Origin of the sequence: Methylobacterium sp. WL64 (genome assembly GCF_008039945.1) — a bacterium.
In the GTDB taxonomy this organism is placed as follows: domain Bacteria; phylum Pseudomonadota; class Alphaproteobacteria; order Rhizobiales; family Beijerinckiaceae; genus Methylobacterium.
On the sequence record NZ_VRVA01000005.1, the window covers coordinates 42,952 to 55,897 of the forward strand.

Annotated in this window: 12 protein-coding genes; 9 read left to right on the forward strand and 3 right to left on the reverse strand. The window is 71.4% G+C overall.

Annotated features, from left to right (window positions below; genetic code table 11):
* The first annotated feature begins 160 nt into the window (after window positions 1-160).
* The 6 genes from FV242_RS04305 (at window position 161) to FV242_RS04330 (ending at window position 6,145) form a co-directional block, all read left to right on the forward strand.
* Window positions 161-1,114, forward strand: coding sequence for an ABC transporter permease (locus FV242_RS04305; protein ID WP_147854882.1), 954 nt, complete (start codon window positions 161-163; stop codon window positions 1,112-1,114).
* Between the two features lie 14 nt (window positions 1,115-1,128).
* Window positions 1,129-2,058, forward strand: coding sequence for an ABC transporter permease (locus FV242_RS04310; protein WP_147938059.1), 930 nt, complete (start codon window positions 1,129-1,131; stop codon window positions 2,056-2,058).
* A 13-nt stretch (window positions 2,059-2,071) separates the two neighbouring features.
* Window positions 2,072-3,127 (forward strand): ABC transporter ATP-binding protein, encoded by a 1,056-nt coding sequence (locus FV242_RS04315; RefSeq protein WP_147938060.1) that lies wholly within the window; start codon window positions 2,072-2,074, stop codon window positions 3,125-3,127.
* 8 nt (window positions 3,128-3,135) lie between these two features.
* On the forward strand, window positions 3,136-4,161 hold the full coding sequence (locus tag FV242_RS04320; protein WP_187193578.1) for an ABC transporter ATP-binding protein: 1,026 nt from the start codon (window positions 3,136-3,138) through the stop codon (window positions 4,159-4,161).
* 96 nt (window positions 4,162-4,257) lie between these two features.
* Window positions 4,258-5,505: a hypothetical protein gene (locus FV242_RS04325; RefSeq protein ID WP_147938061.1), complete on the forward strand. Its 1,248-nt coding sequence runs from the start codon at window positions 4,258-4,260 to the stop codon at window positions 5,503-5,505.
* A 13-nt stretch (window positions 5,506-5,518) separates the two neighbouring features.
* Window positions 5,519-6,145: a hypothetical protein gene (locus tag FV242_RS04330; protein WP_147938062.1), complete on the forward strand. Its 627-nt coding sequence runs from the start codon at window positions 5,519-5,521 to the stop codon at window positions 6,143-6,145.
* A gap of 22 nt (window positions 6,146-6,167) precedes the next feature.
* On the opposite strand, the gene FV242_RS04335 is transcribed toward FV242_RS04330, so the two are convergent.
* Complete coding sequence (locus FV242_RS04335) at window positions 6,168-7,649, reverse strand: PLP-dependent aminotransferase family protein (protein ID WP_147938063.1); 1,482 nt, start codon at window positions 7,647-7,649, stop codon at window positions 6,168-6,170.
* Window positions 7,650-7,742: 93 nt separating this feature from the next.
* On the opposite strand from FV242_RS04335, the gene FV242_RS04340 reads away from it, so the two are divergent.
* Both FV242_RS04340 and FV242_RS04345 read left to right on the forward strand, forming a co-directional pair.
* Window positions 7,743-8,369, forward strand: coding sequence for an FMN-binding negative transcriptional regulator (locus tag FV242_RS04340; RefSeq protein ID WP_147938064.1), 627 nt, complete (start codon window positions 7,743-7,745; stop codon window positions 8,367-8,369).
* The gene (locus tag FV242_RS04345; protein WP_147938065.1) at window positions 8,366-9,085 is read left to right on the forward strand and encodes a GNAT family N-acetyltransferase; all 720 of its coding nucleotides are present in this window, start codon (window positions 8,366-8,368) and stop codon (window positions 9,083-9,085) included. The genes FV242_RS04340 and FV242_RS04345 overlap by 4 nt, the downstream gene beginning before the upstream one ends.
* Before the next feature lie 2 nt (window positions 9,086-9,087).
* Here FV242_RS04345 and FV242_RS04350 read toward each other — a convergent pair whose 3' ends face one another.
* Together FV242_RS04350 and FV242_RS04355 are read right to left on the reverse strand one after the other, a co-directional pair.
* The gene (locus FV242_RS04350) at window positions 9,088-10,635 is read right to left on the reverse strand and encodes a GMC family oxidoreductase (RefSeq protein ID WP_147938066.1); all 1,548 of its coding nucleotides are present in this window, start codon (window positions 10,633-10,635) and stop codon (window positions 9,088-9,090) included.
* A complete protein-coding gene (locus FV242_RS04355; protein WP_147938067.1) occupies window positions 10,632-12,056 on the reverse strand; it encodes an alpha/beta hydrolase in 1,425 nt (474 codons plus the stop codon). Before FV242_RS04355 ends, FV242_RS04350 begins: the two co-directional genes overlap by 4 nt.
* A 120-nt stretch (window positions 12,057-12,176) precedes the next feature.
* Between FV242_RS04355 and FV242_RS04360 the strand changes: the two genes are divergently transcribed.
* Window positions 12,177-12,941, forward strand: a complete 765-nt coding sequence (locus FV242_RS04360; RefSeq protein WP_147938068.1) for a GNAT family N-acetyltransferase — start codon at window positions 12,177-12,179, stop codon at window positions 12,939-12,941.
* The last annotated feature ends 5 nt before the right edge of the window (window positions 12,942-12,946 follow it).

Here is a 12,946-nt window from a genome sequence, read left to right on the forward strand (position 1 = left end):
CGGAGCGAAGCGCGAACAGGGCAGCGCGACGGTGCGGGTTTCGGCTCCCGGCATGACTTCTCCGGATGCGTCGCTGCCCTTTCCCGCCCCCTGCTGACGCAGGAGCCATCCTCCCCCGCACAGGGGGAGGGGACTTTCATCGGCCACGGCAAGGCATCCGATGCTGATCTACATTCTCAAACGTCTGGTCTACGTGACGCCCGTGGCGTTCGGGGTCAGCCTGGTCTGCTTCCTGCTGGTCCATCTGGCGCCCGGTGACGCCCTGAGCGCGGTCCTACCGGCGGATGCCACCCAGGAGACCATCGACAGCATGCGGGCCGCCTACGGGTTCGATAAGCCGCTGCCGATGCAGTACCTGATCTGGCTGTGGCACGTGCTGCACGGTGATCTCGGCACGTCCATCGCCACCGGTCGGCCGGTGCTGGGCGAAGTCACCCGGGCGGTGATCAACTCGCTGATCCTCGCCTCCGTGGCGACCCTGCTGGGCTTCACGTTCGGCACGCTGTTCGGCTTCGTCGCCGGCTACCACCGCAACTCGCTGGCCGACCGGGCGGCGTCCGCGCTCTCGGTCTTCGGCGTGAGCGTGCCGCATTACTGGCTCGGCATGGTCCTGGTGATCGTGTTCTCGGCGACCCTTGGCTGGCTGCCGCCCACCGGCGCCGGACCGGACGGCTCGGGCAACTGGCGGCCCGATTTCGACCACCTGCGCTACCTGATCCTCCCGGCGGTGACGATGTCGGTGATCCCCACCGGCATCATCGCCCGCACCGTGCGCGCGCTGGTGGCCGACATCCTGTCCCAGGACTTCGTCGAGGCCCTGCGCGCCAAGGGCATGGATGAGTTCGGCGTGTTCAAACACGTCGTGCGCAACGCCGCCCCGACCGCGCTGGCGATCATGGGCCTGCAGCTCGGCTACCTGCTCGGCGGCTCGATCCTGGTCGAGACCGTGTTCGCGTGGCCCGGCACCGGCTTCCTTCTCAACGCCGCGATCTTCCAGCGCGACCTGCCCCTGCTCCAGGGCTCGATCCTGGTGCTGGCGATGTTCTTCGTCGTCCTCAACCTGCTGGTCGACGTGATGCAGACTGCCCTCGACCCGCGCATCGAACGCGCCTGACCCGGAGGCCGATCATGACCGCACCGATCACCGCCGCCTCGATGGCCCTCGACGGCGGCGTGCTCTCCGCCAGCGAGGCCGCCCCGGAGGCCGCGTTCGTTCCGTCCCGCGGCTTCTGGGGCCATGTCGGCCACCGACTGGTGCGCGATCCCGTGGCCATGGGGGCGGGCGCCTTGATCCTCCTGGTGGTGGCCATCGCCGTCCTGGCGCCCTGGATCACCCCGATGGACCCGTACAAGGGCTCCATGCTGCGCCGCCTGAAGCATGTCGGCGACGCCACCTACTGGCTCGGCTCGGACGAACTCGGGCGCGACATGATCAGCCGGCTGATGCTGGGCTCGCGGCTGTCGCTGTTCATCGGCGTCACCCCGGTGCTGATCGCCTTCGTGATCGGCTCGAGCATCGGCATCCTGGCCGGCTATGTCGGCGGCTGGACCAACACGATCCTGATGCGCACCATCGACGTGTTCTTCGCGTTCCCGTCCGTCCTGCTGGCGATCGCGCTGTCCGGGGCGCTCGGGGCCGGCATCTTCAACTCGATCGTGTCGCTGACCTGTGTGTTCGTGCCCCAGATCGCCCGGGTCGCCGAGAGTGTCACGACGGGCATCCGCAAGCGCGACTACATCGACGCGGCGAAGCTCTCGGGGGCCTCGGCGCTGACGATCATGCGGGTGCAGGTGCTCGGCAACGTGGTCGGGCCGATCTTCGTCTACGCCACCAGCCTGATCTCGGTCTCGATGATCCTGGCCTCGGGCCTGTCGTTCCTGGGTCTCGGCGTGCGCCCGCCGGAGCCGGAATGGGGCCTGATGCTCAACACCCTGCGCACCGCGATCTACGCCAACCCGGTCGTCGCGGCCCTGCCGGGCGTGTGCATCTTCGTCGTCTCGATCGCCTTCAACCTGTTCTCGGACGGCCTGCGCGCCGCCATGGAAATCCGCCAATGACGGAGATTCGCCCGTGAGCGTCATCCCGGATGCCCCCGATCCGTTCGCCCGCGACCGCGGCGGACCCGCCCAGCCGCTCCTGTCGGTCTCGGGCCTGTACAAGCACTTCCCGGTCCGCAAGGCCGGCGGAAAGAAGCAGGTCGTGCGGGCCGTCGACGGCGTCGACTTCGACGTCCTGAAGGGCGAGACCTTAGGGATCGTCGGGGAGTCCGGCTGCGGCAAGTCCACCACCGCCAAGCTGCTGATGGGCTTGATCGAGCGCGATTCCGGCAGCCTCCTGTATGACGGCCAGGCGGTCGGCGAGCGGGCGATGCCGTGGCGCTCCTACCGCCGCCAGGTCCAGATGGTGTTCCAGGACAGCTACGCCTCGCTCAACCCGCGCATGACGGTCGAGCAGTCGATCGCCTTCGGCCCGAAGGTCAACGGCGTGCCCGGTCGCGAGGCGGTGGAGCGCGCCCGGGCCCTGCTGGCCCGGGTCGGCCTCGAGCCGAAGCGCTTTGCCGGCCGCTATCCGCACGAGATCTCGGGCGGCCAGCGGCAGCGGGTCAACATCGCACGCTCGCTCGCCCTGGAGCCGCGGCTGGTTCTGCTGGACGAGGCGGTCTCCGCGCTCGACAAGTCCGTGGAGGCGCAGGTGCTGAACCTCCTCCTCGACCTGAAATCCGAGTTCGGCCTCACCTACATCTTCATCAGCCACGACCTGAACGTCGTCCGCTTCATCTCCGATCGGGTGATGGTGATGTATCTCGGCCGGGTCTCCGAGATCGGCCCGTCCGACACGGTGCTCGACGCCCCGGCCCACCCCTACACCGAGGCGCTGCTGGCCTCGATGCCGTCGCTGGACCCGGACAACCGCACGCAGACGGCACTCCTGCAGGGCGATCCGCCGAACCCGATCGATCCGCCCCTCGGCTGCCGGTTCCACCCCCGTTGCAGTTTGGCCGAGCCGATCTGCAGCGAGAAGGAGCCGCCCCTCGATAAGGTCGGTCCGCTGCATCGGGTCTCGTGTCTCGCCCGCCAGCCCGGCTCCGGCCATTCCGCCGCCCCGGCCCGGGCACTGGCGGCATGAGCGCCCCGATGTCGAACCCCGAACCCGCCGTCACCCTCGAGAACCTGCGCGTCGCCTTCGGCAAGGTGCAGGTCGTGGACGGCGTCGACCTCACCGTGGAGCGCGGTCAGGCCATGGCGCTGATCGGCGAGTCCGGCTCGGGCAAGAGCGTGACCCTGCGGGCGATCCTGCGCCTGTTCCACGAGGGGCGCAGCCGGATCGAGGGCAAGATCCTGGCAGCCGGCCGGGACGTGCAGGCGCTCAGCAAGCGCCAGCTCGCCGACTTCCGCGGCGGCGACGTCTCGATGATCTTCCAGGAGCCGCTGCTCGCCTTCGACCCGGTCTACACGGTGGGCCGGCAGATCACCGAGGCGATCCGGCGCCACGAGACGATCACGAAGGACGATGCCCGCAAGCGCGCGCTCGCCCTGTTCGAGCGCGTGCGGATCCCGAGTCCGGAGCGGCGGCTGGACAACTACCCGCACGAGATGTCGGGCGGTATGCGCCAGCGCGCCATGATCGCGCTCGCGCTCGCGTGCCGGCCACAGGTGCTGCTGGCCGACGAGCCGACCACCGCGCTCGACGCCACCGTGCAGATCCAGGTGCTGCTGCTCCTGCGCGAATTGCAGCGTGACCTCGGCCTGTCGATCATCATCGTGACCCACGATCTCGGCGCGGCCGTCGAGGTCGCCGACCGGATCGCCGTGATGTACGCGGGCAAGATCGTCGAGACCGGGACCGCGCATCAGGTCGTGCTCGATCCGCATCATCCCTACACGATCGGTCTGCTGCGCAGCCGGGCGGAGGGTGCGCTGGCGAAGGGCTCCCGGCTGCAGACCATCCCGGGGAGCCCGCCGGACCTCGCCAACCGGCCGCCGGGCTGCCCGTTCGCGCCGCGCTGCTTCCTAGCCGCGGAGCAGTGCCGCCGGGAGATGCCCCCGGTCGCCGAGATCGCCCCCGGTCACAAGGTGGCCTGCTGGCGGACCGACGAGGCCGCGGCGGCCTACCGGGCAGGACCGACGCCCGTGCGTGCGGCCGAGCTGGTCCCGGCCTAACCCCCGGGGATCGACGCATCCGCGCGAAGCCTTTATCCGGCATCGCGCGGCTTTCAGGCGGCGGATCACCGTGCGACCGGCCGCCCGAGCATCGCGATGAGCCCATCTTCCTCCGAGATCGTCCTGGTCCCCCGCGGGGAGGCCGGCCATTTCCTGCCGGCGGCTTTGGGCTGGCTGGGGAAGCGGATCAGCGTCACGGCCCATCCGGGCACGGCCAACCACGTGCTCTGCCTGCCGGTGCTCGACTTCGTCCGCCTCGGCTTCCCGGACCTGAACGGGCGGCTCGATCTGCTGGAGCCGGGCGATGCCGAGAACCTGCGGTCCGGCCGGGCGGCCCTGCTCCTCGACCTGTCGAACGAGGGGCCGGGGCTGCACGCACCCACCTTCGAGGCGCTCCACCGCAACCTCGAGGACCTCGGGATCCCCCGGGATCGGGTCACCCTAGTCACTCAGAACCGGCTGCTGCGGCTGGATTACGAGCGGTTCTACGGCGAGGGCCTGCGGTTCTGGACCTTCGAGTTCTTCCCGCTCCAGGTCGCGCTCTGGCTCGATGCGGAGGCAGGCCCGAGACTCTTCCCGCAGCATCCGCTCGACCGGGCCGGCTACGCACCGCTCACCCAGGACACCGGCCCCGCCCGGTTCCTGTGCCAGAACGCGGCCCTGCGCTGGCACCGGGTGCTGCTCTACCGCTGGTTCCAGCTCAACGGCCTGGACCGCGACGGCCTGATCTCGTTCCACGGGATTGGCGCCGACAACCCGAAGGCGGGCGGCATCGACGTCTTCCACGCGCCGCCGGAGATCGCCGCGGCCTTCGGGCCGCTGCTGGCCGATGTCGGCACCTGGATCCCCCGGCAGGCCCGGCGGATCGACACCCCGGCCCCCGGTGGCGACATGGTCCTGACCCTCGATACCCGGGCCTACGCCGCCAGCGACCTCACAATCATCTCCGAAACGGATTTCTTCGAGCTGGGCGTCGAGCGCATCACGGAGAAATCGCTGAAGGCCGCCGCGATGGGCGTGCCGTTCGTGACGGTGGGCGCACCGCGGGCCGTCGCGCTCCTGTCGGAACTCGGCTTCCAGACCTTCGGCGGCCTGATCGACCACCATTACGACGTGATCGCCGACCCGATCGAGCGGCTGCCCCAGGTGTTCCAGTCGATCACGGGGGCCTGGGACGCGTGCAGGCGCGACCCCGCCGCCTGGCATCGCCGGGCACGCGAGCAAGCCGAGGCGAACGTCGCGCATGCGCGCCACGGGCTGCTCCGGCAGCTCGACCGGGTGATGGTGGCGCCGCTGGTGGAGCGCCTAGCCCGGTTCATGGAAACGGGCGCGCTCGTGCACTGACCCGCGCCCCGCCGTGACCGCCGACCTTCCGACTGCGCCCGCGCGCTGCTCCGCTTGCGACCGGGGCCTGTACGTTCCGGTGCGGTTCTGCCCGTTCTGCGGCGCCGAGCAGCGCCGCCCGAAGGCCCAATCGCCGATCCCCCCTTCGCCACCGCCGCCGCCGCCGCCGCCAGCGGTGCACGAGGCGCCGCTGGCGAAGATCCCCCCGGAACCTGCGCCGCCGGAGGAACCGTCTCAGCCGCCGGCCAAGCCGGACCCGGCGCCTTCGAAACCGGTCTGGACGGTACGTCGGGCCCCGCGTCGGCCCGGGAGACTCGTCCGCCTCCGCCAGGTCGTCCTGGCACTCGCGGCGATCATCGGTCTCGCGGCCCTCGCGCTGGCGCGCCGCGACGTCGTCCCGGCTCCGACACGGATCGAGGTCGGCTCGGCCTGGACCAGTGTGGCGCTGAAGTCGTTCCGGGCGGTCCCGCTGCTGCGCCTGACCGCGGACGGCGCGTTCAGCCTGCGGCTCGACGGCGAGCGCGTGCAACGCGTCAGCCCAACGAGCGGCGCGACCGTCCGACCCAAGACCCTCCGGAGCCTGGAGCTGCGCGCCGGCCGCGGCCCGATCACCGTGACGCTGACGCCGCGGGGCGAGTGACGGGACGGGCCACGCGCCCGTCTCACCGGGCGGCCCGCAAGGTCTCGGCCAAGCGCCGCAACGCCGGCTCGATCGCCCGTTCCGGCACAGCCGCGTATCCGAGCAGCAGCCCGGTCTCGGACTTGCCGACATGGTAGGCCGAGAGCGCGACCGTCGAGATCCCGGCTCCGTCGAGCCGCGCGGCGGCTTCGGCATCGCCGAGTGCCGCCGGCCAGCCCGGACCGGGCCGCGCGATGAGGTGCATCCCGCCCTCCATGGCGGCGACCGAGACCACGTCGGCGGCATGGCGGTGGGCCGCCTCGACCAGGGCTTCCTGGCGCAGGGCGTAGAGCCGCCGAGTCCGCCGCAGGTGGCCGGCGAGATGCCCTTCCTCGATGAAGCGCGCCAGCGCCCATTGGCCGATACCCGGGGGTGCCGGGCCGGTCTCGGCGAGCGCCTGATGCACCGGCGCCACGAGCCCCCGCGGCAGGACCAGGTAGCTGAGGCCAAGCGCGGGCAGCAGCAGCTTGGAAAAGCTGCCGACGTAGATCACCCGTCCGCCACGATCGAGCGCCCGCAGCGGCGCCAACGGCCGCCCCGCATACCGGTAGGCGCCGTCGTAATCGTCCTCGACGATCCAGCCCGATACGGATCCTGCCCAGGCCAGGAGGTCGAGGCGGTTCTCCAAGCTCATGGCGTGGCCCAGCGGGTAATGCTGCGCCGGCGTCACCACGGCGAGGCGTGCACCCTGCAGGTGCGGCCCGGCGGCGCTCACCGATAGCCCACCCGGTCCGACCGGGATCGGCACCGGAACCAGGCCGCCGCTCGCGAGGGCCAGGGCGATACCGGGGAAGCCCGGCTCTTCCACGAGGGCCCGCTCCCCGGGATCGAGCAGCAGCTCGGCCAGCAGGCGCAGGCTCTGGCGGATGCCTGCCGTGACGATCACGTCGTCGGCCTCGCAGGCCACGCCCCGCGCCTGCGCCAGATAGGCCGCGATGGAAGCCCGGAGCGCCGGTGAGCCGCGGGGATCGGGCCGCTCGGCCGGTCCGTGACGCCACTCGGCTTGGAGCAGCCGCGCCCAGACCGCGTACGGGAACGCATCCAGCGCGGGCCGGCCCAGCGCGAAGGCGTCGGGCACGCCGGGACCGGCCATGAACCGGCGGGCCGGCGCCGCGATCAGACGGCCGCCCCGCCGCGACAGGTTCGGAGCGGCCGCAAGAGCCGGCCGTGCCGTCCCATCCGGCCGCGGCAGGGTGTCGTCCGGGAGGGTCGCGGCGACCCGGGTGGCCGACCCGGTCCGCGCTGTGAGGTAACCCTCGGCGATCAGCTGCTCCAGGGCGAGGACAACGGTGCCGCGGGCGCAGCCGAGATCGGCGGCCATCATGCGCGACGCGGGCAGCCGGGTTCCACGCGGCAGGCGGCGGTCGAGGATCGCCCCGCGCAACCCCTCGCGCAGCTGGACGTGCAGGGGTGTCGGCGACGCTGGATCGAGGCTGACGGGCAGCGGCAGCGGGTCCCGGGCCATGGCGACAAGCGGTCCAGTCGTATTTCGGAAACCGGACCTTTCGCCTGGTCCGCCATACGGTCAAGCAGGAGGCCGCAACAGGGACCGGGCTCGATGTACCAGCCGCCACACTTCCGGGATGACACGCGCACGGCGCAGCACGGGCTGATCCGGACCTATCCGCTCGGCCTGCTGATCACCGGCGGCGCGGACGGCCTGATCGCCAACCTGATCCCGTTCCTGCTGGACGAGACGGGCACGCACGGCACCTTGCGCGCCCATCTCGCCCGCGCCAACCCGCAATGGCAGGCGCTCGCCGAGGCGCAGGACTGCCTCGTCGTGTTCCAGGGACCACAGAGCTACGTCACCCCGGCCTGGTACGCGAGCAAGCGGGAACACGGGCGGGTGGTGCCGACCTGGAATTACGCCACGGTCCACGTCTGGGGGCGGGCGCGGGTGATTGAGGATGCGGACTGGCTCCGGCGCCAGATCGCCGACCTCACCGCCCTGCGCGAGACGCCGCGCGCCGCGCCCTGGGCGGTGGACGACGCGCCCGCGCCGTTCGTAGCGGCTCAGATGAGGGCCATCGTCGGCATCGAGATCCCGATCGCCCGCATCGAGGGGAAGTGGAAGATGAGCCAGAACAGACCGGAGGCCGATCGGGCCGGGGTGATCGCCGGGATGCGCGCGGATGGCGAGGCCGCCCTGGCGGAGATCGTCGCCGAGCGGAGCGGATCATGACCGACCACCGCCTCAACGCCTTCGACCAGCCGATCGGCCCCGACCTTCCGGACTGGACCCCGCGTCCACGCCCGCCGTGGACGCCCATGGAGGGCCGGACTTGCCGGGTCGTGCCGCTGGATGCCGAAGCGCATGCCGCGGGGCTGTTCGCCGCCTACAGCGCGGCCCAGGACGTCCGCGGTTGGACCTACCTGCCCGACGAGATGCCCGAGAGTGAAGCAGCGTTTCGCGCACGGCTCGATGCGAGAGCGGCGAGCGAGGACCCCCTGTTCCACGCCGTCCTCGACCGGGCGACCGGGGCGCCGCTGGGGATCACATCCTACCTGCGGATCGATCCGGGCAACGGCGTCATCGAGGTCGGCCATTTGCATTTCGGCCCGAGCCTTCAGCGTTCTCCCGCGTCCACCGAGGCGATGGCGCTGATGATGGCCCGGGCCTTCGACGACCTCGGCTACCGCCGATACGAGTGGAAATGCGACAGCCTCAACGCCCCGTCCCGGGCGGCTGCGCTCCGCCTGGGCTTCACCTTCGAGGGCCTCTTCCGCAACGCGGTCGTCGTGAAGGGCCGCTCACGCGACACGGCGTGGTTCTCGATCACCGACGCAGAGTGGCCGCGTATCCACGCCGGCTTCGCGGCCTGGCTCGACCCGGCGAACTTCGACGCCGACGGCCGGCAGCGCCGCGGGCTGGCGGAGCTGCGCGGCGAGGCCGGTTGATCTCAGCGTCCGGCGGCCAGGAACGCCTCCGCGGTGCGCAGGGACAGCGCCATGATCGTCAGGGCCGGGTTCGCGGCGAGCGAACTCGGGAAGGTCGAGCCGTCGCAGACCCACAGGTTGTCGATGTCGAAGCTGCGGCCGACCGGATCGACCACGGCGCTCGACCCGTCGCGCCCCATCCGGCAGGTGCCGATCGTGTGGGCGACGCGCTCCATCACCCAGATGTCCTCGGCCCCGGCCGCCTCCCAGAGGTCGCACATCACCTTGGTGGCGTGCGCGTTGAGGCGTTCCTCGTTGCGACTGTAGCCGAAGCTGATCTGCGCCTTGCGCATCCCGCGCGCGTCGGTCTCGTCGGACAGGGTCAGCACGTTCGCGTCGCAGGGCAGCGTCTCGCCGTTGATACCGATGCCGGCGAGGTGGTTGTAGCGGTCGAGGTAATTCAGCAGCGGCTTGCCCCACAATCCGCGGCCGCGCGCCACCGCGTTGCCGAAGGTCAGCGGCACCACACCGAGGCTCTGGATCAGGTAGCCGCCGGCGAAGTCGGCCCCCGCCCGGATGAAGTCCTCCGTGATCAGCGACGAGGGGTAGCCGCGGTTCATCCGCACCTCGTTGGCGAAGGTGCCCCAGACCTGGGTGGCGACGTGGCCCATGTAGTTGCGGCCGACCTGATCGCTGGAGTTGGCAAGCCCGAGATGCAGCAGCAGCCGCGGCGTCTCGACGGCACCGGCACAAAGGAACACCGCCCCGCAGCTTTGGCGCCGTTCCTGACCGTCCTGCGTGTAGACCACTGCGGTGACCCGGCCATCGACGCCGCGCTCGAGTCCATGCACGAAGGCACCCGCCCTGATCTCCGCCCCGTGCGTGACGGCCAGGGGCAGGTAGGTGACATCCATGCTGGTCTTGGCGCCGTTGCGGCAGCCCTGGTGGCAGAAGCCGCAATTGATGCAGGCGTTGCGCCGGGGTCCGCCCTCGGATTCGAAGTCGCGCGAGACCACCGCCGCGGGCGCGTCGGCCCAGCGGATCCCCAGCGTATCGCAGGCTCCGGCCATGATCTGTGCCGGGCCGTTGCGCGGCACCGGGGGCAGGGGATAGCGGCGGCCGGGATCCCAGGGATACGATTGCGGCCCCGAGACGCCGATGAAGCGCTCGACCCGTTCGTAGAACGGCACCAGCTCGTCGTAGTCGAGCGGCCAGTCGACGCCCTCGCCGCTCTCGGTGTGAAGCCGGAGGTCGCGGGCATCGGCCCGGGGCACGAAGGCGCCCCAATGGAGCGTCGAGCCGCCGACGCCGGTGCCGCTGTTGTTGGCCCCGAACGCCTCCGGCGTGGAACCGCCGCTGAGACGCTCCTCGGTCCAGTAGATCTCGTCGGCCAGCGTCTCGTCGAAGGCGAACTGCTCGGGGGTGAAGTTGGGTCCGGCCTCCAGGGCCACGACCTTGAGGCCTGCCGCAGCCAGCCGGGCGAGGAGCGGCGCGCCGCCCGCACCGGTCCCGACGATGACCGCATCGACGGTCTCATCCGTGCGGTAGGTCCGCATCCCGTCGAGGTTCATCGGACCATCTCCCCTTGCGCGGGCCGGATTTCCCAGGATTCCGCCCGATCGAGCCCGACCTCGTGGAAGCCCGGCAACCCGTCTGCGATCGGGCCCGGCCGGTCGCCGCCGGCACCGATCCCCGAAAAGCCGACACGGGCCAGGGCCGCCGGATGGGCGAGCCACAGGCGCACCGCGTCGGCGCGCAGGTCCTCGAACCAGAACCGCATCCGGTCGCCGTCCAGCCGGCCGCCGAGGGAGTCCGGCACCGCCAGATCGGCGCGCTCGGCCAACGTCAGCAACGCGTCCTGGTCTCGCGCCTCCAGGGCGACGAACGGACGGCCGTGGGCGGCGCGCGAGGCGGCGTCGAGGGTGCGCAGACCGGCGCGATACGCCTCCGGATCCGGCGGCAGGGCCACGAACCGCCAGCCGTCGCCCGCCCCGGACGCCAGACGCGCATCGAGCCGGGCGGCGAGGTCGACGGCGATCTCCGGCAACACACGACCGCAGGCGGCGCGCAGGATCGCGAGTTCCACCGGGTCGAGGGCCTGAGGGGCATAGGCGGGGTCGTCGTGCTCCCCACGTGTTTCCAGGGCGCCGCGCAGGCGGCTGTTGACCCGCTCGGACGCGATCAGCGCTGCGTAGGCCGACGGTACCGGAGCAACCCGCGTCGCCTCGGCGTTCGGGCGGTCGCGCCAGTGATCGCGCAGGCAATCCGCCATCTCCCCGGGACGCTCCAACGGCAGAAGATGGCCGACGCCTTCCACGGTGACGACGCGATGGTGGGCGAGATGCGGCGCCATCAGCGCCCGCTGCGCATCGGCGCCGAGATCGGCATCTTCGGAGCCGGCCAGGATCAGCGCCGGGGTGCGCAGGACACCGATCCGGCGGCACAGATCCTCGCGCGAACCCGATTCGAGCCAAGCCTTCCAGGCCGCGGGGGCCGCCTGCAACACGTCAGCGACCGCACGCGCCCCGGTCTCCGGGTCCAAGGGGCTGCCGACATTCTCCGAGACGAAAGCCTGCGCCTCGCGCAGCCGCGTCTCCGGATCGGCATCGATCCAGGCGATCATCTTGGACCGGCGATCCTCGGAAATCGGTTCCGGGCTCGGCGGCGAGCCCGAGACCAGGATCAGGTCCGTGAGACCGTCCAGGCCCGGCTCTCCATCCTCGGATCGGCGCGCCAGGGCGAGCGCGACCTTCGCGCCCATGCTGTGGCCGGCGATCGCGAAACGCTTCGGCGCCCGGGCGCGGATCGCCGCCGCCACATGGTCCGCCATCGCATCAACGGAAAATCCCGTCCCCGCGGCGGCGTCGCCGAAGCCCGGTAGATCCACGGGCAGGCAGGCCGGGGTTCCGCCCAGCGCGCGCGAGACGGGCTCCCAGGTGCGGGCGCTGCCGCCCAGGAAATGGAGGCAGAAGAGGATTTCAGGATCGGGCATGACGACGACATCGCGCGAGCCTGGAATGCTTCAAGCGTACGCGACGCCGCACGGCTCCGGTTGCCGCGGGGGTGGTGCGGTCCCGAACGCCGTGGGATCAAGCCCGCGGAGACTCACACGATGTCGAAGATCGATCTGGCCTGGCGGGTCGAGGAGGCCTGCCTCAACGCCTGGCCGAGCCCGCGCCAGCTCCTGGTTCACGGCTATCTGCTGCGCGCAGCCGGCGGCACCTCGAAGCGGCAGAACTCCATGAATCCGATGCGCGGCAGCGGCCGGCCCGAGCTGGCGATCCGGGCCGGAGAGGCCGTCTACGCCGCGCTCGGACGCCGGGCGATCTTCCGGATTCCGGGGATCGCGCCGCAGATGGAGCCGCTGCTGTCAGGCGGCCCTTACGCCGTCGTCGACGAGACCTGCACGCTATTCCGGGAACTCGACGGATTCTATGACGAGCCGGACCCGGCGGTCACGCTCGCGCGCAATCCCGATGCTGCCTGGCTGGCCCTCCGGGACGCCATGAACCGGGCGGATCCCGCCGCCGCCCAGGCTTTTCGCACCACCGTCGAGGCGCTGATCCTCCCTCGGGCCTTCGCGGCCGTGGCGAGCGAGGGCGAGATCGGGGGTGAGATCGGGGCCTTGGCCTTCGGCGTGTGCGACGGCGACCTGCTGGTGATCGAGTCCGTGGCGACCCCCGAGAGGCTGCGGGGACGGGGCCATGCCCGGCGGGCCGTGGGCGCGCTGCTGCGCTGGGCCCGCTCGCAGGGCGCCCGCGCGGCCTGTCTGCAGGTGGCGGCGGCCAACACGCCGGCCCGATCACTGTACCGGGGGAAGGGTTTCGAGCGGGAGCTGTACCGGTATCACTACCGGGTCGGGCCGGAGCCGGCCTGAAACGG

Excerpts from the sequence above, each read along its gene's own strand:
- FV242_RS04310 (WP_147938059.1), top strand. The coding sequence starts at position 1,129 with ATGACCGCACCGATCACCGCCGCCTCGATGGCCCTCGACGGCGGCGTG.
- FV242_RS04335 (WP_147938063.1), bottom strand. The coding sequence starts at position 7,649 with ATGGCCCGGGACCCGCTGCCGCTGCCCGTCAGCCTCGATCCAGCGTCG.
- FV242_RS04355 (WP_147938067.1), bottom strand. The coding sequence starts at position 12,056 with ATGCCCGATCCTGAAATCCTCTTCTGCCTCCATTTCCTGGGCGGCAGC.
- FV242_RS04350 (WP_147938066.1), bottom strand. The coding sequence starts at position 10,635 with ATGAACCTCGACGGGATGCGGACCTACCGCACGGATGAGACCGTCGAT.
- FV242_RS04345 (WP_147938065.1), top strand. The coding sequence starts at position 8,366 with ATGACCGACCACCGCCTCAACGCCTTCGACCAGCCGATCGGCCCCGAC.
- FV242_RS04305 (WP_147854882.1), top strand. The coding sequence starts at position 161 with ATGCTGATCTACATTCTCAAACGTCTGGTCTACGTGACGCCCGTGGCG.
- FV242_RS04360 (WP_147938068.1), top strand. The coding sequence starts at position 12,177 with ATGTCGAAGATCGATCTGGCCTGGCGGGTCGAGGAGGCCTGCCTCAAC.
- FV242_RS04340 (WP_147938064.1), top strand. The coding sequence starts at position 7,743 with ATGTACCAGCCGCCACACTTCCGGGATGACACGCGCACGGCGCAGCAC.
- FV242_RS04320 (WP_187193578.1), top strand. The coding sequence starts at position 3,136 with ATGTCGAACCCCGAACCCGCCGTCACCCTCGAGAACCTGCGCGTCGCC.
- FV242_RS04325 (WP_147938061.1), top strand. The coding sequence starts at position 4,258 with ATGAGCCCATCTTCCTCCGAGATCGTCCTGGTCCCCCGCGGGGAGGCC.